Origin of the sequence: Paraburkholderia sp. RL18-101-BIB-B (assembly GCF_046026985.1) — a bacterium.
Taxonomy (GTDB): Bacteria; Pseudomonadota; Gammaproteobacteria; order Burkholderiales; family Burkholderiaceae; genus Paraburkholderia.
This window is the reverse complement of record NZ_JARESV010000009.1, coordinates 232,241-250,246: the sequence shown is the minus strand read 5'-3', so window position 1 is coordinate 250,246 and position 18,006 is coordinate 232,241. Positions and strand designations below refer to the sequence as shown.

Sequence of the window (18,006 nt, the reverse complement as noted above, 5' to 3'; positions counted from 1 at the left end):
ACCGCTTCGTTCTGCGTCGCTGCATCAGCAGCAGAGAAACGAGATTATGAAGAACTTTCGCTACGTCGTCAACAGGTTTTTTCCAACTCCCTGAACCTGCCCACTTCGCTGAAAGCCCTGCCACTGCTGGCTCTCCCGCCTCCCGTGCCCCGCTGTCCGGAGCACGAAAGAGCGAGATTCTAGCGAGCCCAACTCCGCCTTGCAAGCGTTATTTTGATAGGCATGAATTGCGCCAGAAACGGCGCGAGGACGACGACAAAATCGGCAGACCAGCAAGCGCGAGAAGCACCGAAAACCGCGCAACATTGAACAGCCCTCAAACAGCCGCGTGCTTAAGCATTACCCGTTCGACAATACCTAAATAGTGATCAAGATCCGGCGTCGCGCGATTCTCTTCCTTGGCGAGATCGTCCCACCTGCGCAGGCGCAATGCGTCTTCCGCATAGGGTTTTTGCAGGAACGCTTCAGCCTCCTCCTTGCTGAAGATGCCGCCCTGCAACTCCAGACTCCGCACCGAATCGGCGGAAAGCTGGCCGAAATACGTGTCGTCAATGGCGCATAGGCAGCGCTTGGCGTCGACGTGCAAACGAATCGGCTCCAACACCGCATTCGACAGCACCGGCCGCAGAAACGGCAGCGCGAAATACTGATGCAGATCGTCGATGCCCCGCTCCGTCGGCGTCTCGCCTTGCAGATTGAGCAAATGGCCGAGGTCATGCAGAAACGCCGCGGCAACCAGTTCCTCATCGGCACCAGCCTCTTCCGCCAATAAGCCGCTCTGCAACGCATGTTCAAGCTGCGTCACCGGCTCGCCGCTATAAGCCAGCTTGCCGTATTGCTCGAACAGCGAACGGATGTCCTTCACATTCAATGCCACGCTATTACTCCCACGGTAATGAAAAGGTCTTCAGATTGGTGAAGCTCTTCATGGCTTCCTGAACGCCTTCCTTATAGCCAAGCCCGGAGTCCTTGATGCCGCCGAACGGCGTCAACTCGATCCGGTAGCCCGGCACTTCCCACACGTTGACCGTGCCCACGCGCAATTCATTGATGAGGCGCGTGATCGCATCCTGCCGGTTCGTGCAGACGCCCGACGACAACCCGAACGGCGTGCCGTTGCTGATACGGATGGCGTCGTCGAGCGTGTCGAAGGTGATGATCGGCGACACCGGCCCGAAGGTTTCCTCGCGCACCAGCGTCATCGACGGATCGACGCCGTCCAGCACCGTCGGCGCATACAATGCGCCCTTGCGCTGATTGCCCACAAGCAGACGCGCCCCGCTCGCCACCGCCTCATTCACGCGCGCCTCGAAAAGCTGCGCCGCGGCGACGTCGATCACGGTGCCCATCTGATTCGATGCATCGAACGGATCGCCGAAAGACCAGGCCCGCGTCTTCTCGACCACCAGATCGGTGAAATCCGCGGCCACGCTCTTTTGCACGAGCATCCGTTTGACCGCGGTGCAGCGCTGCCCGGAGTTTTTATACGAGCCCTGTACGGCGAGCGTCGCCGCGCGGTCCAGATCGGCGTCGTCGAGCACGATCAGCGGATCGTTGCCGCCCAGTTCCAGCACCACGCGCCGGTACGCCGCCTTGCCCGCAATGTATTTGCCGATCGCCACGCCGCCCGTGAACGTGACGAGTTCCGCCAACGGATGCGTGATCAGCTCATCGGCGATTTCGCGCGGATCGCCGGTCAGCACCTGCAGCATCGGCGCGGGCAAGCCGGCTTCGTACAGAACGTCGGCGAGATACAGCGCCGACAGCGGCACCTTCTCCGATGGCTTCAGCACCACCCGATTGTTCGTCGCAATGGCCGGCGCGATCTTGTGCGCGACCTGGTTCATCGGATGGTTGAACGGCGTAATCGCGACGATCACGCCCGCCAGCGGCTCGCGCTGCGAGAACACGCGCCGCTTCTTGCCGTGCGGCGTCAGATCGCAGGAGAAGCTCTGCCCGTCGTCACGCAACGCTTCGATCGACGCAAACTTGAACACATCGGCCACGCGGCCGATCTCATAGCGCGAGTCCTGCTTCGACAAACCCGACTCGAGCGAAATCAGGTCCGACGCCTCTTCGGTCCGCTCGCGCATGAGCGCCGCCGCGCGCTCGAGAATCTGCGAGCGTTCGTAACGCGTGAGTTGCGCCTGATAGGCCGCCGCGTATTCGAACGCAGCGCGCACGTCATCGACGCTCGCCAGCGGGACCGTGCCCACGCGCGTTCCCGTATACGGATCGAACACATCGAGCGTGCGCGAGCGCGTCACGCGCTCGCCTTTGAGCCGCAGCGCTTCCGCCCGAAAAGCCGGATGGTCCCGCAGCACGGCGTTCATGATGACGACACGCGATTCAAGGCGATGTCGAAGATATCGAAGTTGCGCAGCCTCTTGCCACCATCGCCGCCGCTGGACGGCAATGCTTCGACACGCCGGTTGAACAGCAGCGGCACTTCCTGTTCGGAAATCCCGCCATGCGAACGCAACGGCACGGTCAGTCCAGACAGATCATGTTCAGCGCGCCGCGTGCCGAGCACGACATGCTTCGTGCTGACCACGACGATATCGCCGACGCGGTCGTTCGGCAGCTCGAAGCGCTCGCACGCCGCCTGGTTGTCGAGCACGGTATCGATCCCCTGCAAGCCGCCGATCCGCTCGATCACCTGCGCGACGCTGACATCGCGCGGCAGATAGATGGTTGCGAACGAGCCGAGCGCGCCGTGATGCACCACATACGGATCCGTGATCGGCAGAATGACGCGCGCACGGCCGGCGCCGAGCCAGTCGTCGAGCACATCCTGCAGATAGATCACGTTCGGCTCGCCGGTCTGCGGATCGTGCTTGGCGTTCATGCCGTGGTCGGCGGTCAGGCCGATCACCCAGCCGAGCGCGTCGAGCTTCGCGAGGTAGCCGTCCATCATTGCGTAGAACGCGTTCGCGCCCTCGGTACCCGGCGCCCATTTGTGCTGGATGTAGTCGGTCGTCGACAGATACATGAGGTCGAGTTGCCGCGTCTGCGCGAGCCGCACGCCGGCGGCGAACACGAATTCGGACAGCCCGGCGCTATACACATCGGGCACCGGCAAGCCGACCAGATCGAGTACTTCGCCGATACCGTTTTCCTCGAGCGTCACCTTGTCGGCTTTTTCCGCCGAAAAACAGATGCCTTTCAACTGCCAGCCGAGCAGCCGGCGCAACTTGTCTTTCGCGGTGACCACGGCGACCGCGGCGCCGGCTTCGGCGGCAGCGGCGAGCAAGGTGCCCGCGCGCAGATACGCGGGGTCGTTCATCATCACTTCCGCGCCCTCGCCGCCGTTCGCGTCCGGATCCCAGAAGTAGTTGCCGCAGATGCCGTGCACCGAAGGCGGCACGCCGCACACGATCGACAGATTGTTCGGGTTGGTGAACGAAGGGATCACGCAGTCCCCCTTGAAGGCGCCACCGCCCTTGAGCATCTTGCCGATAAACGGCGCCACGCCCGCCGCGACCGCGGCTTCCAGATAATCGAATTCGCAGCCGTCGACGCACACCACCACCGTCGGTCGCGAGGGTAGCCGGTAGCTGCGGCCGTTGACTTCGATCGTGCGTTCGCTGGTACTCGTGTCTGTATTCGCCATCGTTCCCTTCCATGCGTGCCGGGCACGCGCGTTGTAGTCAGTTCGTTGCAACCATCTCAATCGTTCGACGCCGTCGGCATGCGCACCACGCTCAACGGCCCCGCCGGTTCGCACGCCGCGTGAGCGCGCTGCATGCCGCCGTTCACGTGTGCATGCATCAGCGCCGCGGCATGGTCGGCGTCGCGCGAGGCCACCGCCGTCAGGATCGCGCGATGTTCGGCCAGCGAGCGCTCCATCGCATCGGCGTGCACCACCAGCGCGGCACGTCGAAACAAGCTCAATTCGCACACCAGCCTGCGGTACGTCTCATACAGCTTCGAATTGCCCGATGCCGCCACCAGCGCGTCGTGAAACGCCACATTCGCGCGCGCATAGGCATCGTGATCCTGGGCGTCGAGCGCCGCGCGCATCGCGTCGAGCCAGTCGCGCAATCCCGCCAGCTTGCGGGCATCGATACTGACCGCCAGCATCCGGCACGCCGCCTCTTCGAGCACCGCGCGCACCGCGTAAATCTCATCCGCTTCCGCCAGCGACAGCGTCCGCACGAACACGCCGCGGTTCTTCTCGGTCCGCACCAGGCCGGCCTGCTCCAGCGCGCGAAACGCCTCGCGCACGGGCCCGCGCGACACCTGCAGACGCGTCGCCCAGTCGGCTTCGTTGAGCTTGTCGCCGGGCGCGAGCGCCCCCTCGACGATGTGCCGTTCGATTTCGTCGCGAACCAGCGTCGTCAGCGAATGCCTGCGCACAACCTCAATCGGATCGACAGAAGCAGTTTGCATATATTCGGTCATTTTGACAAATTTTGCCACATCGATATGTGCAGGCGCGCCGCCACGGCATGCCGGCACACGCATCAGAAGTTGCTCGTCAGTCCGTCCGGCGGCGCGGGACGCGCGCAGCGATCAGCAGAAGCGCAGCAAGCGAGACCAGCAGAAGAATCAGCGACAGCGCGGAGGCCGGCAGGTAATAGCCGCGTTCCACCTGACCGACGACCACGATCGGCACCGTCGCGAATCCCGGCGGATACACGGTCAGCGTGGCGCCGAGTTCGCCGAGCGAGAGCGCGAAGCCTAGCGCGAGACTCGCGCGGATCGCCGGCACCAGTTGCGGCAGCACGACACGGCGCAACACCATCGAAGGCGGCGCACCGAGGCTCGCCGCCGCTTCGCGCAGAATCGTCAGCTCCGGGCGCAACGCGGCGGCCGCGCAGCGGTAGCAGAACGGCAGCACTAGCGCCAGTTGCACGAACACGACGATCGCCGCCGAGCTCGACAGATCGAACGGCCGCTTGTGATACGCGATCAGCACCGCGAGCCCGAGCACCACGCTCGGCACGCCGTTCGGCATCATCGCGATGGTGTCGACGATGGCGCCGAGCCCGCGGCGGTCGCGCCCTTCGAGCGCCAGCGCGAGCCACAGGCCGAGGATCGTGCCGAGCACCGCGACGCCGATACCGATTTCGAGGCTCGTCGTAATGGCATCGAAGTCGCTCGAACCGAGACGCTCGAACCAGCGCGTGCTGAAGCCGTCGGGCAGGATCGTACCGGACCAGTGCGCGGCCACGCTCGACAGTGCGACGACCACCACCGGCAACACGAACAGCCAGAAACACAGCAAGGCGGAAAAACCGAGAAACGCGCCGCCGAGCATGCGCACCACCAGACTGCGGCGCACCGGCCGCGCTTTCTTGTGCATGACCGGCAAAACGGTCGGGTCGAGTTCAACGGCCATGGCCCGCTCCTTTCACCTTGCGACGGTTGACCTGGCGGTACAACGCGTACAGCGACAAAGACATGATCAGCATCACGACCGCGCCGGCGGCGGCGGTCGGCAGATCGAGATCGACGGTAGCGGAACTGTAGATCGCCACCGGCAGCGTGATCAGATGCGCGCTGCCGAGCACGAGCAGAATGCCGAACTCGTTGAGCGTCAGCAGAAAGCACAGGATCGTGCCCGCGGCGATGCCCGGCCACGCGAGTGGCAGGATCACCTTGAACGCGACCATCCAGCCACTCGCGCCGAGACTGCGGGCGGCTTCGATCAGACGCATGTCGAGCGTGGCGAACGAGGCCAGCGTGGGACGCACGACAAACGGCGCGTAGAACACCACTTCCGCGAGAATCACACCGCCCACGCCGAACAGGAAATCGAGCGGCGGGTTCTGCAGATGAAAGAGCCGCTGCAAGCCGATGCTGACCGAGCCTTGCGAGCCGTACAGAAAGATCAGCGTGAAGGCGACCAGAAACGACGGGAACGCGACGAACAGTTCGAGAAACCGCGTGATCATCCGCGCGCCGGGAAACGGCTTGAAAAACAGGATCGACGCCAGCGCGACGCCGAGCAGCGACGCGAGCCCGGCACTGGCAAACAGGATCCACAGCGTCGTGCCGATCACGCCGCTCGTTTCCGGATTGCCGAAGAACGCAGAGTACGCATGCAGGCTCAAGCCGTGCGGTCCGGTCAGACTCAGCAGCACGAGGCGCACGAGCGGATAGATGACCAGCGGCCCGAGCACCACCACGGCGATGAACAGCAGATGCCATTGCGCGGCGCGTTCGCGGCGCTTCACCGCGGCCGCATGCGAGGCGGCGCTGGCGCTGCGGCGGGCGTCGGCAGCGGCGGCCGAGCCGAGCGGATTGGGCGTATCAGGGGTTGATAAGGACGACATCGTCAGCCTCGTAACGCAGGGAAATACGCGCGCCCTTCTCCGGCATCATGCCGTGGCCGCGCTGCATGGTGACGAGCACCGGCTCGTTGGGCATCGCGTCCAATACGACGGATACCGACAACACCGCGCCATACCATTCGACCGAAGCGATCGCGCCGTGCAACTGCCCTTCGCCGAGCGGCACGATCCGCAATGCCTCCGGACGCAGACAGGCCACGCGATCGCGCTCGTTGTGGCGTGCGTCGCCCATACTGAAGGCGACCTGCGGCGGCAGCAGATTGGCCGCGCCCAGATAACGCGCGACAAAGCCGTCGGCCGGCGTGTCGTACAACTGTTGCGGCGTGCCGAGTTGCGCGATGCGGCCTTCGCGCATCAGCAGCGTGCGGTCGGACAGCACCAGCGCGTCGTCCTGATCGTGCGTCACGCAGACGATCGTCAGATTCGGCAGGCGCTCATGCAGCGACTTGAGTTCGGAACGCACCGACGCGCGCAGATTGGCGTCGAGTGCGGAAAGCGGTTCGTCGAGCAGCAGCACATCGGGCTCGATCACGAGCGCGCGCGCAAGCGCCACGCGCTGCTGCATGCCGCCCGACAATTGCGCGGGCATCACGTGGCCGGCGTCGCCGAGTTGCACCAGCTTCAACGCGTCGACGACGCGTCGCGCGACATCTTTGGACGGCGTGCGGCGCGCGCGCAACCCGAAGGCCACGTTCTCGAACACCGACAGATGGGGAAACAGCGCATAGCTCTGGAACAGCAGACCGAGATTGCGCTTGTGCGGCGGCACGTGAGTGAGATCGTGACCGGCCACGGTCAACGTGCCGGCCAGTCCGTCCGCTTCGATAAACCCGGCTATGAAACGCAACAACGTCGTCTTGCCGCAGCCGCTGCGGCCGAGCACGGTGAGCAATTCGCCGCGCTGGATGGTCAACGACAGATCGTCGAGCACTGTGCGCGAACCGAAGCGCACCGTCAGATGGTCGATCTGCACGCCGCCCGGCGTAGTCGAATGCGCGGCATCGAGCGCGTCCGGTGAGGCGCCGAGCGCGCCTGGTTGAGCAAGACTGGCGGTATTCACCGGGTTCATCCTCCAACGGAATTAATGCTGACGCAGCGCCTTGGGGAGTCCCGCAGGCGCCGCCTGATTCTGCAACGTCACCCGGCTATATGACTGAGTGACGTCGATGACGCTACGAACGACGGCTTACTTCGGCTTGACCACTTCGAGCTGCTTGCCCGACGAACCGATCACGTCGTTCTTCCAACGCGCCGTCCAGTCGGCTTTCTTCGCCATCACCTGATTCCAGTCCACCGGAATCAGCTTCACGCCCGCGATAGCCTGCTTGACGGCTTCGCCGTTCTTGCCGGTGAGCGGCACGTCAGTGCGGCCCGGAATACCGAAGATGTCCGGCACCTTCGCCTGCACTTCCTTCGACATCAGGTAGTCGATCAGCTTCTTGCCTTCAGCCTGGTTCGGGCCATTCTTGATCAGGCCGATCGCGTACGGCAGCTGGAACGTGGTCGGCTGGCCGCCTTCGTGTGCGAGGAAAATCGGCTTGAGCGACAGGCCGCCATTGGCCGCGTCGTCCAGGTCCATTTGCAGGTCGCCGTTGGCAACCGCGATTTCGTTGCGCGAGAGCAGCACGTCGAGGTAGCCCGTGCCCTTGGTGTGGAACTTGGCGCTGTTTTCGAGCTTCTTCAGATAGTCGAACGCCTTGTCTTCACCCATCAGCGACGAGGTCAGGATGATCACGGCCATGCCGTCGCCCGCCGTGGCCGGGTTCGAGTAGGCGACCTTGCCGCTGAAGTCCGGGTGCAGCAGGTCGGCGAAGGTCTTCGGCTGGGTCTTGGTGACTTCCGGGTTGATCGCGAACGAGAAGTAGTTGTTCACGAAGGTCGCCCACGCGCCATTCGACGCCTTGGCGATCGCCGGCACGTTCTTGTAGTTGGCGCTCTGATAAGCCTGCAGCAGGCCGCTCTGGTCGGCTTGCTGGATGAACGGCGGCAGCGTGACGAGCACGTCGGCCTTAGGCTGATCCTTTTCGATGGTGGCGCGGTTCACCACTTCGCCGCTACCCGCCGTGACGATGTTGACCTTCACGCCTTCCTTCTTTTCGAAGGCCGGCAGCACATCCTTATAGAGGTTCTCGAGGCCGTCGGCGGTGTACAGCACCACTGCGTCGGCCGCGTGCGCCTGCATGGCCGTGCCGCCGAATGCCGCCGCGGCGACCAGCGCCGGCAGCAGTTTGCGTACGAGGCCGGCCGTGGCGTGAAGGGAATTCGTCTTTGTCATGTCGCTTTCTCCGAAAGGCAAAAAACCAGACGGTCGGGAGATCCCGATACCTGTTGTGATTGAACGGCGGTAGCGCCGCGCCGCTTGCGTGTTGCCCGCATCAAGCTGTCGTGCAGCTTCATGCGGATTGCAGATTGCCAACAACTTTGCTGCCCTCTTGTCGATTCTTTCCAGCCTGACTCACAGCCCAGCTACGACACCCGCGCTGCCGGCCATGCCTGAATGGGCACGGCAAGGATCACAGGTTTCCATGACAACGCCATGACGATTCTGCAGAGTTCCAAAAAATGACACAATTCGCCAATAATATCCAAATCAATCTTTTCGTCGCCCGGCCTGGGCGGCGTTCGTTCAGATGATGACGGAGGCTGGTGTGACCCCTGGTGTGATCCCTGATGTGATCCTTGGAAACGACCCAATCCTGTTGACCCCGGGGCCGCTCACCACCTCACCCCGGACGCGCGAAGCGATGCTGCGCGACTGGGGTTCGTGGGACGCCGCGTTCAACCGCATGACCCACAGCGTGTGCGCCGACCTCCTGAAGATCGTACATGGTGAAAATGACTATGTATGCGTACCGCTTCAAGGCAGTGGAACGTTCGCGGTCGAAGCGGCCCTCGGCACGCTGGTGCCGCGCCAGGGCTGTGTGCTGGTTCCGAACAACGGCGCGTATTGTGCCCGGCTGATCAAAATATTGCAGCGAATGGGCATCGCTTACATCGAATTGGCGTTGCGCGAGGACGAGCCGGTCGGCGCCGCCGCCATCGAAGACGCCTTCAATCTCGATTCGCGCATCAGCCACGTCGCGCAAGTGCATCTGGAAACGAGCGCCGGCCTGCTCAATCCGCTCGACGATATCGCCGCGGTATGTCAGCGGCACGGCAAGAGCCTGATCGTCGACGCCATGAGTTCGTTCGGCGCGTTGCCGATCGACCTGCGCCGTGGCGGCATCGACGCGCTGATCTCGGCGAGCGGCAAGTGCCTCGAAGGCGTGCCCGGCATGGGTTTCGTGATTGTGCGGCGCAGCGTGCTGGAGGATAGCGAAGGCCGTTCGCCCTCGCTCGCGCTGGATCTGCACGATCAATACGTCTATATGCAGAAGACGACACAGTGGCGCTTCACGCCGCCGACCCATGTGGTGGCCGCATTGCGCGAGGCACTCGACCAGTTCAACGCCGAAGGCGGCCAGCCGGCGCGCGGCGCGCGTTATACGCGCAACTGCGCGGCATTGGTCAGCGGAATGAAAGCGCTTGGCTTCGAGCCGTTTCTGAAGCCCGAGGTGCAGGCGCCGGTGATCGTCACCTTCCACGCGCCGCGCGATCCGGCGTGGCAATTCGCGGCGTTCTATGCCGCCGTGCGCGAAGCCGGCTACGTGCTGTATCCGGGCAAGCTGACGCAAGTGGAAACGTTTCGCGTGGGTTGCATCGGCGCGATCGATGCGAACGAACTTCACAACGCGGTAGCCGCGATCGGACGCACGCTCGAGCGGCTGGGCATCCGGGTGAAATAGTTCGGCAAGCCGGGGCGCGCTCAGGCGATCAGGATTTCCGGACCGTGCGCCGTGATCGCCTTGCCGAGCGCGCGCTCGGGAGCCAGCTCGGTCACCAGATAACGCGCCGACTCGATCCCGTTGATGCGCACCGGCGTCACGCGGCCGAACTTCGAATGATCGGCGACCACCACCACCATGTCCGCCGCGGCGATCATGCGGCTGCGTACCTCGGCGGCCATGCGGCTGTAGTCGGTCAGATAGCCGTCCGGCGAAATCCCACCCGCGCCGATGAAGGCGAAGTCCGCGTGGTACTGCGTCAGCTGATGGACGGTATCGAGCCCGAAGGTGGCGTCTTCGATATCGGACAGCTCGCCGCCCAGCAGCGTGATGCGGTTGTCGTTGCGGCGCCCGAGCAGCAGCGCGATCCGCCAGTCGTTCGTGTACACCGACAGACGATGCCGGTCGAGCAACGCCCGCGCCACCGCCTGCGTGGTGCTGCCCGAGTCGATGATCAGGGACGCGCCGTCCGGCACGAACTCGGCCGCGCGTTCGCCGATGGCGCGCTTCGCGCCGGCATTCGCGGCTTCGCGGGTATCGAGGTCGGGCTCGCGCCGGTCGCTCGACAGCGCGCCGCCGTGAGTCGTGACCAGCAGGCCGCGCCCGGCCAGCGCGTTCAAATCCCGGCGAATGGTCTCGCGCGACACGTTCAGTTCGCGCACCAGCTCCGCGACAGAGAGAGCGCCGGTTTTGGCGACTTGCGCCAGGATGTATTGGTGACGTTGTTCTGCGAGCATCGATGAAAGGCCGGAAACCGGCACGCTTGGGTTTCGCCACGGTTGGAGAAGGCCGGCGTATTGTATTACGCATGGCGCGGCGATGCTCCTCCTGGCGCGCTTACCTGCTAATCTGAACGCCCTGGCCGTGCGCGAATATCCCTCGATAGAGGTGGACGCCGCGTGACCCGTCAACCGAACTGCCGATGCCGCCACTGTTTCGCCGTCTACTGTTACTGTTCCACGCGCTGCGCTACGGCGCGCGCCTGATCTGGCTTGCCGCGCCCGCAGACCACAAACTGCACTGGATGATCGAGATGGTCGGTCGTTTGCATACGGCCGAACGTAGCGGCAAGAGCCTGAGCGGCGTGCTGCCGGCGCTCGGGCCACTCGCGGGTCGATTCGCAGAAACGCTCGTCGAACGGCCTGAGCTCGCGACCGGCACCTTGCACGACGCCATCGACGCGATCGATCACATGGAGGCCCCGCTGCCGCCGCACGAGTCCGAACAGGCACTCGCTCGCGCTTTCGGCAAGCCGCTCGCCACGCTCTTCAGCGCCGTGGATCTGGTGCCGGTGCGCGGCGGCTTCGCCGAACAGACGCATTTGGCGCGGCTGCTCGCGCCGGTGAACGGCCATTACGAGGTAGCGATCAAGCTGGTGCGCGCCGACCAGCTGCAACAGATTGGCGACGAACTCGCGCTGCTGCGCTGGGTCGCGCGCTGGCTGGAGAAGTTCTCCGGTACCGCGCGCCGCCTGCAACTGCGCACGCTGGCGCAAACCTTCACCGACGACATCCTGCGCCGCTTCGACCTGCGCGCCGAAGCCGCCAATCTCAGCCAGACCGGCCATCATTTCGACGGCGACAAGCGCATCGTCGTGCCGGACGTGATCTGGGACCTGTGCAACCCCTACACGCTGACGATGCAGCGCGTCAGCACCTTGCCGGCGAGCGACTTGCCAGGCCTCCACGCGCATCACATCAAGCTCGCGCCGCTTGCCGCGCATATCGTCGAAGTCGTCACCGAGCAGGCGTTCGAGCACGGCTTCTTTCACGCCACGCTCGACGCCCGGCGCGTGCGCGTGAGTATCGAACCGGACACGCTGGGACGCCTCGTGCTGGCGGAATTCTCGATCATGTCGAGTCTCTCGACCGACGAGCGCGAGTTCTTCGTGCACGGCGCGACCGCGCTGTTCGACCAGGACTACGGGCGGCTCGCCGAAATGCATCGCGATGCCGGGCACGTGCCGCACGACACGCGCGCCGAGGTGCTCGAAGCCGAACTGCGCACGCGCGCCGAAGCGCATTTCGCGGCCGAGCCGGAAGACCGTTCGGCGGGCTCGCTGCTTCATCATCTGCTGCACGCGGTGAATCCGTTCGAGGGCGCGGTGCCCGGACGGCTCGCGACCGCGCAGCGCTCGTTTCATCAAGCGGAAATGCTGGCGCGCGCGCTGCATCCGGGCGTCGACACATGGAGTATCACCCGCGGCGTGCTGGCGGATATCGCGCGGCGCGACGTCGATCACCGCGGCTGGATCAAACGGATCGGGCGCGAGTTGCCGCATCTCGCGCACATGCTGCCGCGTATGCCGCAACTGGCGGTTCGCTATCTGCAACACGAGCATGATCGCGCGCGCACGCCGCAGCAGAATGCGCAACTGATGGCGGAGATTGGCCGCGAATATCGGCGCACGCGTGTGCTGCTGTGGGCGTGTGCGGTGTGTGGCGGCGTGCTCGGCGCAGGAACGGTGCTGCTGATGTGGTGATGGCGTCGGCGCGCCCCGCGGACCGCAGTGCGGCGGAGCACTCCGCCGATTGCAGCTTCGAACAAGACGCGCGTCGCGTATCCCGACAAGATGGCGTTTTTTCACGCAACCCTTTCCGATGCTCGCTTCTCTCATCGCCGCTGTTTTCGTCGTGTTGTGGTCGACCGGTTTCGTGGTCGCCCGCGCGATCACGCCGTACGCGGATCCCAACCTCTTCCTGCTCGCGCGCTTCGGCGGCACGGCGCTGATATTCGCACTGGCGGCGCTCATTGCACGTGCCACGTGGCCGAGTGGCCGCGATTTGGGCAAACATCTGGTGGCGGGCGCGCTACTGCAAGGCGTCTATCTTGGCGCCGGTTACTGGGCCGTCGCCCAGGGCCTGAGCGCCGGTGTAATGGCTTTGCTCGGCGCGCTGCAACCGCTTGCGACGGCCGCGGTCGCGGCGCCGCTGTTCGGCGAGCGGCTCTCGCGGCGCGGCTGGACCGGCATGGCGCTCGGCCTCGCCGGCGTCGTGCTGGTGCTCGAACCGAAGCTGACCGCGGCCACCGCGTCGACGCCGCAGGGCAGCGCGCCCGCGTGGCTGGTCGTGCTGATCTCGATCGCCGCGATCGGCGCGATTACGGCGGGCACGTTGTTTCAGAAGACTTCGCTGGCCAAGGCCGACATTCGCAGCGCGAGCGCGGTGCAGAACTTCGGCGCCGCGCTCGTCGCGGCCGTGCTTGCGTTGGCGCGCGGTGAACGTCGCTGGATTGCGTCGCCCGCGTTGTGGGGATCGCTCGCGTGGGGGATCGTGATGCTCTCCGGCGTCAGCGTCACATTGCTGGTGTGGATGGTCAGGCGCGGCGACGCGGCGCGCGCGACCGCGCTGATGTTTCTCGCTCCGCCGCTTGCCGCACTTCAGGGGTATGTGGGGTTCGGTGAGACGCTGGTGCCGTTGCAGATCGCCGGGTTTGTCGTTGCGTTGCTGGGGGTGTTGCTGGCGCGCTCGTGATGGATGGCGCGGTCGTGGTGACCCGCACGGCTTGATGAGCGGCGCGCTCGCGAGCAGCGGCCCAGTCTTGTGAGTGGCGCGCTCGCGAGGAACCGCCCGGTGTGAGCGGCGCGCTCGCGACGAACCACGCAAATTAGATTAACGACGCGCTCGCGATAAACGGCGCGCTCGCGCCAAGCAACCCGCTGGCGGCGAACCGCGCCGACGCGAATCAATCCGCCGTGTCCGCCCCGGCCGGTACTTTGGCGCGCACTTTGCTGCCGGGCGCGGACGCCCACGCCGGGCGGCTCTTGCGCGCCGAATCCACCACGGCGATATAACGCCCGGCCCACGGCGTCACCTGTCGATCGCTTTTCAACACCCACAGCGATTTACCCGACTCGACGAGCGCCTCATATTCGGCATCGAGAATGCCGTAGTGATCGATAAACGAATTGAGCGACGCGGGAATGCGCACGCAGCCCTTCGAATGACGAATGCCGAGCAGCGATTCCAGGCGGTCGGGGTCGGTGGCGTGCATCTGGAAGCGCATCTGCGACATGCCGCCCTTGCCCCAGCCGCGCTCGCCCTGGGCCCAGCCGAGGTCGTAGATCCGCATGTCACGCTTGCCGTAGCCGCGGATATGGTTTTCGTTCTGCGTGCCTTCCGAACGGAAATCCATATTGGCCGGCGTATGTTCGAACACACCGAGCGGCGTGATGAAGTGGTCGTACTCGCCCGGCCGCCCCGTCGAAACCGGCGACGCGCCGATCATCTGCCAGGTGTCGGCCGGCGCGGTGCGAAAATAGATGAAGAGCGCCTGCACGTTGGCGTTGCGATCGACCAGCACGACATACTCGCCCGACAGATCGCCGAGCATGTGCGCGCCGAGCGCGGCTTGCAGCCGATTGGCATAGGCTCGCTGATCCGCCGCAGGCACTTTCAGCTTGCGCGTGACGTTCTGCGCGAACACGTCCCGCAGCACGAACGCGCGACGCGGATCGACCACGCCGGCGGCATCGGGCATCGCGACAGCCGACGCATTGACGGCGGCCGCTGGACGGTTCGCTGGCTTTGGCGCCGATGCAGCTACGGGTGCCGAGGCCGCAATCGCCGCACCGCATGACAACATGCAAAACGCGGCACTCAACGCACGCGTCAAACGGCGCAAGGAAGACATAGTGCGCGCGATGCTCCGCACGGAAAGTCGATCCAACATACACGACACGTCGCGCGGACGATTGACCGGCGCGAAAGTGAGACGGTCCAGTACAGGCTGGCCAGGCCGGTTGCGGTGGTTCATCGCGTGTTTGAGCAAACCTGATTATTATTGACTGCTCGCCGGCTCATGCGGCGCTCTCGGAACGAGGATGTTACTAAGCACATTGCGATCTGTCGATGAACATTGGACGATTCATTGATATCGCCTCAACAACCGGGCACCTTTGCCGATCAACGCGGCAAATGAAAAGCGGCGCCAAGGTAAATTGAACCCACGCCGGTAACGGTTCGACATTTGCGCGAGCGCGCAAGGAGCAAAGAAGAATCATGACGCAACAGGATCCAGTCGCACGCCAGGCAAGCATCTCTGAAGAAATGCACATCAGCGCCGAATTCGACGCTGCACATGAAATCGAGCGCCGGGTCGCTTTTCTCGCGAACTATCTACGCAGCAGCGGCCTGAAAACGTATGTGCTCGGGATCAGCGGCGGCGTCGATTCGACGACTACCGGCCGGCTTGCGCAACTCGCGGTCGAACGGTTGCGCGCCGAACATTACGACGCGCACTTCGTTGCAATACGTCTGCCTTACGGTGAACAGAAAGACGAAGCCGACGCGCAACAGGCCTTGCGCTTTATTCGCGCGGACGAAAATCTCGCCATCGATATCAAGCCCGCGGCCGATGCCATGCTCGCCGCGCTGGATAAAAGCGGCGTGCTATACAAGGACGAATCGCAACAGGACTTCGTGCACGGCAATATCAAGGCGCGGCAGCGCATGATCGCGCAATACGCGGTGGCCGGTGCGCGGGCCGGCGTGGTCATCGGCACGGATCACGCGGCGGAGTCGGTGATGGGCTTCTTCACGAAGTTCGGCGACGGTGGCGCCGATGTGCTGCCGCTCGCCGGGCTCAACAAGCGTCGCGTGCGCGCCGTGGCCAAAGCGCTGGGCGCACCGGAAGCATTAGCGCACAAGGTGCCGACCGCGGACCTCGAAATGTTGCGTCCGCAACGGCCTGATGAGGATGCCTACGGCATTCCCTACGATGCCATCGATGATTTTCTGGAGCGCAAACCCGTGAGCGATGCCGCACGCGCGACCATCTTGCGTTTTTACGAAGTCACGCGTCACAAGCGGGCGTTGCCGTACACGCCGTTCGATTGGCCGGTGCAGGCAAGCGGAGATTGACGAAGATACGGGTGCGCAGATGATGCGTCGAGGTCGGCGCATCGGCGATGCGCGAGCTTAGGCGCGCTCGTGTCTCGCGCCGCATCCAGGGTGAATCGACAACAGCGTCAGGTTACTGAGCCGCCGGCGGTTCGTCGGTGAAGAGATCGGCGCTGGCCTCCAGCGTCTGGCCGCCCAACTGCTTGCCGTGAATCTGCCGCGCGATCACTTCGCCCACATAGGGCACCTCGGCGTCCAGCTCGACCGTGGCGTACGCGCTGGGCTTGCCGGCATCGACCACCTCGATGTTTTTCGCGTAATGCCCAAGTTCGTGCTTCAGAAATTCCCGCACTTCCTGCTCGCTGCACGATTCCGCGATATTGCGCACGATCAGGTTCATGCGGCCTACCCTCTGCGCGCGTTGCGGCCTGTGCCGCGATCCGCGGACTGCACGCGCACGGGGCGCAATGCGGCACGCTGTTTCGCCTGCGCGGCAGCGAGCTGGCGGATCAATGCAGCGCCAGCGGCGCCCAAAGCGGCTAATGACAAATAGAAGGCGATCATTTAATTCTCCCCTGCGAATTTCGTCCTGTACTCAGGATAGCCACAATCGACAATAAAAGCGATGCAACACAGTGTCGTCAAAAAACGGACTTAAATATCTCCGTTAATGCACTGTACCTGAATAAGCGGCGTCAAAAATAGCAAAACAGCTGTTCATTTCCCGCTACAGGCCCGGCAAACGCGTCAAACGCGGACGCTGAACGCGAAAACCGGGCCGCGACATGCATCGCCACGGCATCCTGCGGGGGACCTGCGCAAAAGGCGGACTGGTCGTCGCGATCAGTCTGCCGTTTGCACGTTGGCCGAACTCACCCACCATGCGTTCTTGCCCTGCGGCAGCTGAACCAGCACCGCAGACGGATCGTCGACGCCATCGTCAGCGACTTCGCATACCGCGAGACCGTCGGGCAGGCGCTTCACCTCGCCGGCCGACTGAAACAGCGCAACACGTTGCGCACTCAACGGCCGCAGCTGGCGGTACACGTCGAAGCTGATGGCCGCGGGCACATCGCCGCGGATCTTCAGCGTGTCGGCCTGGCCGCAGCGTACAGGCTCCGCGGCGAACACGGCGGTGCTGCCGAACAGGCAGCCGATAGAAAGCGCTATGGCGGCAAAACGTGAATGGATCATGATGATTCTCCGAAAACTAGATGGGGCCACGGCCTGCGAGTTGCAAGCCGCGCGACTGAATAGATGCGAATGGACGAAGCAGGCCACAGACGAGGCAGCCGGCTTCATGGCGGGTTGTCGCGTCCGGCTCCGTGGCCGTTGTCGCCACCGGTGGCCACGTCGAGCCGGCTTATGTTGCAAGACGTTTGACCGAAGCCCGAATAAACCACCGACCAGTTGCCGACGATCGCGGCTTGCGCTTCGGCGAGGCTCAGTTTGCCTTCGCACACGCAGCGCTTGAGCATGACCGCCGCACGTGCCTTGCGGCGCTCGCCCTGGTGGCCCGCCCACGGCAGAAGATCGAGATTGGCGGGAGCGTCCGGCGAACCGCCGAGCACGATCGGCACACGCCGGTCGAGCGCGAAGGCAGCGCCGCTGTCCGCGTCGATGCCGCGCGCGGCGAGCATGCGGTCTTTGTGCGCCATCAGTTCGTCGAACGGCGGCGCAACCGTGTCCGCGTAACCAGGGCGGCAAATCGTGTCCCCCACCGATTGCTGCGTGACACGTTCGTCGAGCATGCCGACGTCTTGCGCGCGGGCGTCGCCCATGCGCAACGCGAGCAGCGCCGTAAAGCCGAGCGCGAGCGCAAAGCGCCTATTGCCGAGGGGACGCGCAACGCCGCACCGGCGCGCGAGCGCTGGAGGAGTCGTGTCATACGTACTGCTGGTCGGGTCGCTGGAATGGTCGGCGCGACGCCTGTCTGCAATGCCTGCGTTCATTCTTCGGCGCGCCGGGAGCGGCACGCAATAGTTCAATTCGCAGACCAATTAAAACACATTCAATATGCTTAAGTAAAAAAGCCTGACTATG

18 protein-coding genes are annotated in these 18,006 nt (G+C 64.3%); 4 read left to right on the top strand and 14 right to left on the bottom strand.

The window, feature by feature from the left end:
- Positions 1-316: 316 nt before the first annotated feature.
- The 8 genes from P0D73_RS16750 to phnS all read right to left on the bottom strand — a co-directional run bounded on the left by P0D73_RS16750 (position 317) and on the right by phnS (position 8,574).
- Entirely contained in the window at positions 317-877 is a 561-nt protein-coding gene (locus P0D73_RS16750) for a phosphonate degradation HD-domain oxygenase (protein WP_408281490.1), read from the bottom strand.
- A gap of 4 nt (positions 878-881) precedes the next feature.
- A complete protein-coding gene (gene phnY, locus P0D73_RS16745) occupies positions 882-2,333 on the bottom strand; it encodes a phosphonoacetaldehyde dehydrogenase (protein WP_408432134.1) in 1,452 nt (483 codons plus the stop codon).
- On the bottom strand, positions 2,330-3,613 hold the full coding sequence (gene phnA / locus P0D73_RS16740; protein WP_408177221.1) for a phosphonoacetate hydrolase: 1,284 nt from the start codon (positions 3,611-3,613) through the stop codon (positions 2,330-2,332). Before phnA ends, phnY begins: the two co-directional genes overlap by 4 nt.
- 56 nt (positions 3,614-3,669) lie before the next feature.
- Positions 3,670-4,404, bottom strand: a complete 735-nt coding sequence (locus P0D73_RS16735) for a phosphonate utilization associated transcriptional regulator (RefSeq protein WP_408177220.1) — start codon at positions 4,402-4,404, stop codon at positions 3,670-3,672.
- A 76-nt stretch (positions 4,405-4,480) separates the two neighbouring features.
- The gene (gene phnV / locus P0D73_RS16730; protein ID WP_408177219.1) at positions 4,481-5,344 is read right to left on the bottom strand and encodes a 2-aminoethylphosphonate ABC transport system, membrane component PhnV; all 864 of its coding nucleotides are present in this window, start codon (positions 5,342-5,344) and stop codon (positions 4,481-4,483) included.
- The gene (locus tag P0D73_RS16725) at positions 5,334-6,281 is read right to left on the bottom strand and encodes a 2-aminoethylphosphonate ABC transporter permease subunit (protein WP_132382709.1); all 948 of its coding nucleotides are present in this window, start codon (positions 6,279-6,281) and stop codon (positions 5,334-5,336) included. The genes phnV and P0D73_RS16725 overlap by 11 nt, the downstream gene beginning before the upstream one ends.
- A complete protein-coding gene (gene phnT, locus P0D73_RS16720) occupies positions 6,259-7,359 on the bottom strand; it encodes a 2-aminoethylphosphonate ABC transport system ATP-binding subunit PhnT (protein ID WP_408432132.1) in 1,101 nt (366 codons plus the stop codon). Before phnT ends, P0D73_RS16725 begins: the two co-directional genes overlap by 23 nt.
- A 126-nt stretch (positions 7,360-7,485) precedes the next feature.
- The gene (gene phnS / locus P0D73_RS16715) at positions 7,486-8,574 is read right to left on the bottom strand and encodes a 2-aminoethylphosphonate ABC transporter substrate-binding protein (protein ID WP_132382705.1); all 1,089 of its coding nucleotides are present in this window, start codon (positions 8,572-8,574) and stop codon (positions 7,486-7,488) included.
- A gap of 355 nt (positions 8,575-8,929) precedes the next feature.
- Between phnS and P0D73_RS16710 the strand changes: the two genes are divergently transcribed.
- Positions 8,930-10,084: a 2-aminoethylphosphonate--pyruvate transaminase gene (locus tag P0D73_RS16710; RefSeq protein WP_408432130.1), complete on the top strand. Its 1,155-nt coding sequence runs from the start codon at positions 8,930-8,932 to the stop codon at positions 10,082-10,084.
- Between the two features lie 20 nt (positions 10,085-10,104).
- Here P0D73_RS16710 and P0D73_RS16705 read toward each other — a convergent pair whose 3' ends face one another.
- On the bottom strand, positions 10,105-10,860 hold the full coding sequence (locus P0D73_RS16705) for a DeoR/GlpR family DNA-binding transcription regulator (protein ID WP_132382701.1): 756 nt from the start codon (positions 10,858-10,860) through the stop codon (positions 10,105-10,107).
- A 185-nt stretch (positions 10,861-11,045) separates the two neighbouring features.
- Here P0D73_RS16705 and P0D73_RS16700 point away from each other — a divergent pair, with 185 nt between their 5' ends.
- The gene (locus P0D73_RS16700; RefSeq protein ID WP_408432128.1) at positions 11,046-12,605 is read left to right on the top strand and encodes an ABC1 kinase family protein; all 1,560 of its coding nucleotides are present in this window, start codon (positions 11,046-11,048) and stop codon (positions 12,603-12,605) included.
- 118 nt (positions 12,606-12,723) lie between these two features.
- The gene (locus P0D73_RS16695; RefSeq protein WP_408432126.1) at positions 12,724-13,596 is read left to right on the top strand and encodes a DMT family transporter; all 873 of its coding nucleotides are present in this window, start codon (positions 12,724-12,726) and stop codon (positions 13,594-13,596) included.
- Between the two features lie 211 nt (positions 13,597-13,807).
- Here P0D73_RS16695 and P0D73_RS16690 read toward each other — a convergent pair whose 3' ends face one another.
- Positions 13,808-14,755 carry a L,D-transpeptidase gene (locus P0D73_RS16690; RefSeq protein ID WP_408432124.1) on the bottom strand — a complete coding sequence of 316 codons (948 nt, stop codon included), beginning with the start codon at positions 14,753-14,755 and terminating at the stop codon, positions 13,808-13,810.
- A gap of 368 nt (positions 14,756-15,123) precedes the next feature.
- On the opposite strand from P0D73_RS16690, the gene nadE reads away from it, so the two are divergent.
- Positions 15,124-15,984 (top strand): NAD(+) synthase, encoded by an 861-nt coding sequence (nadE, locus tag P0D73_RS16685; RefSeq protein WP_408281511.1) that lies wholly within the window; start codon positions 15,124-15,126, stop codon positions 15,982-15,984.
- Between the two features lie 112 nt (positions 15,985-16,096).
- Here the strand turns inward: nadE and P0D73_RS16680 are convergent, their stop codons facing one another.
- The 4 genes from P0D73_RS16680 to P0D73_RS16665 form a co-directional block, all read right to left on the bottom strand.
- On the bottom strand, positions 16,097-16,363 hold the full coding sequence (locus P0D73_RS16680) for an RNA recognition motif domain-containing protein (protein ID WP_106286333.1): 267 nt from the start codon (positions 16,361-16,363) through the stop codon (positions 16,097-16,099).
- A gap of 5 nt (positions 16,364-16,368) precedes the next feature.
- The gene (locus tag P0D73_RS16675; RefSeq protein WP_165924025.1) at positions 16,369-16,527 is read right to left on the bottom strand and encodes a hypothetical protein; all 159 of its coding nucleotides are present in this window, start codon (positions 16,525-16,527) and stop codon (positions 16,369-16,371) included.
- Positions 16,528-16,806: 279 nt separating this feature from the next.
- Positions 16,807-17,157, bottom strand: coding sequence for a hypothetical protein (locus P0D73_RS16670; protein WP_408432121.1), 351 nt, complete (start codon positions 17,155-17,157; stop codon positions 16,807-16,809).
- 104 nt (positions 17,158-17,261) lie between these two features.
- Positions 17,262-17,915, bottom strand: a complete 654-nt coding sequence (locus P0D73_RS16665; RefSeq protein ID WP_408432119.1) for a hypothetical protein — start codon at positions 17,913-17,915, stop codon at positions 17,262-17,264.
- Positions 17,916-18,006 lie beyond the last annotated feature (91 nt).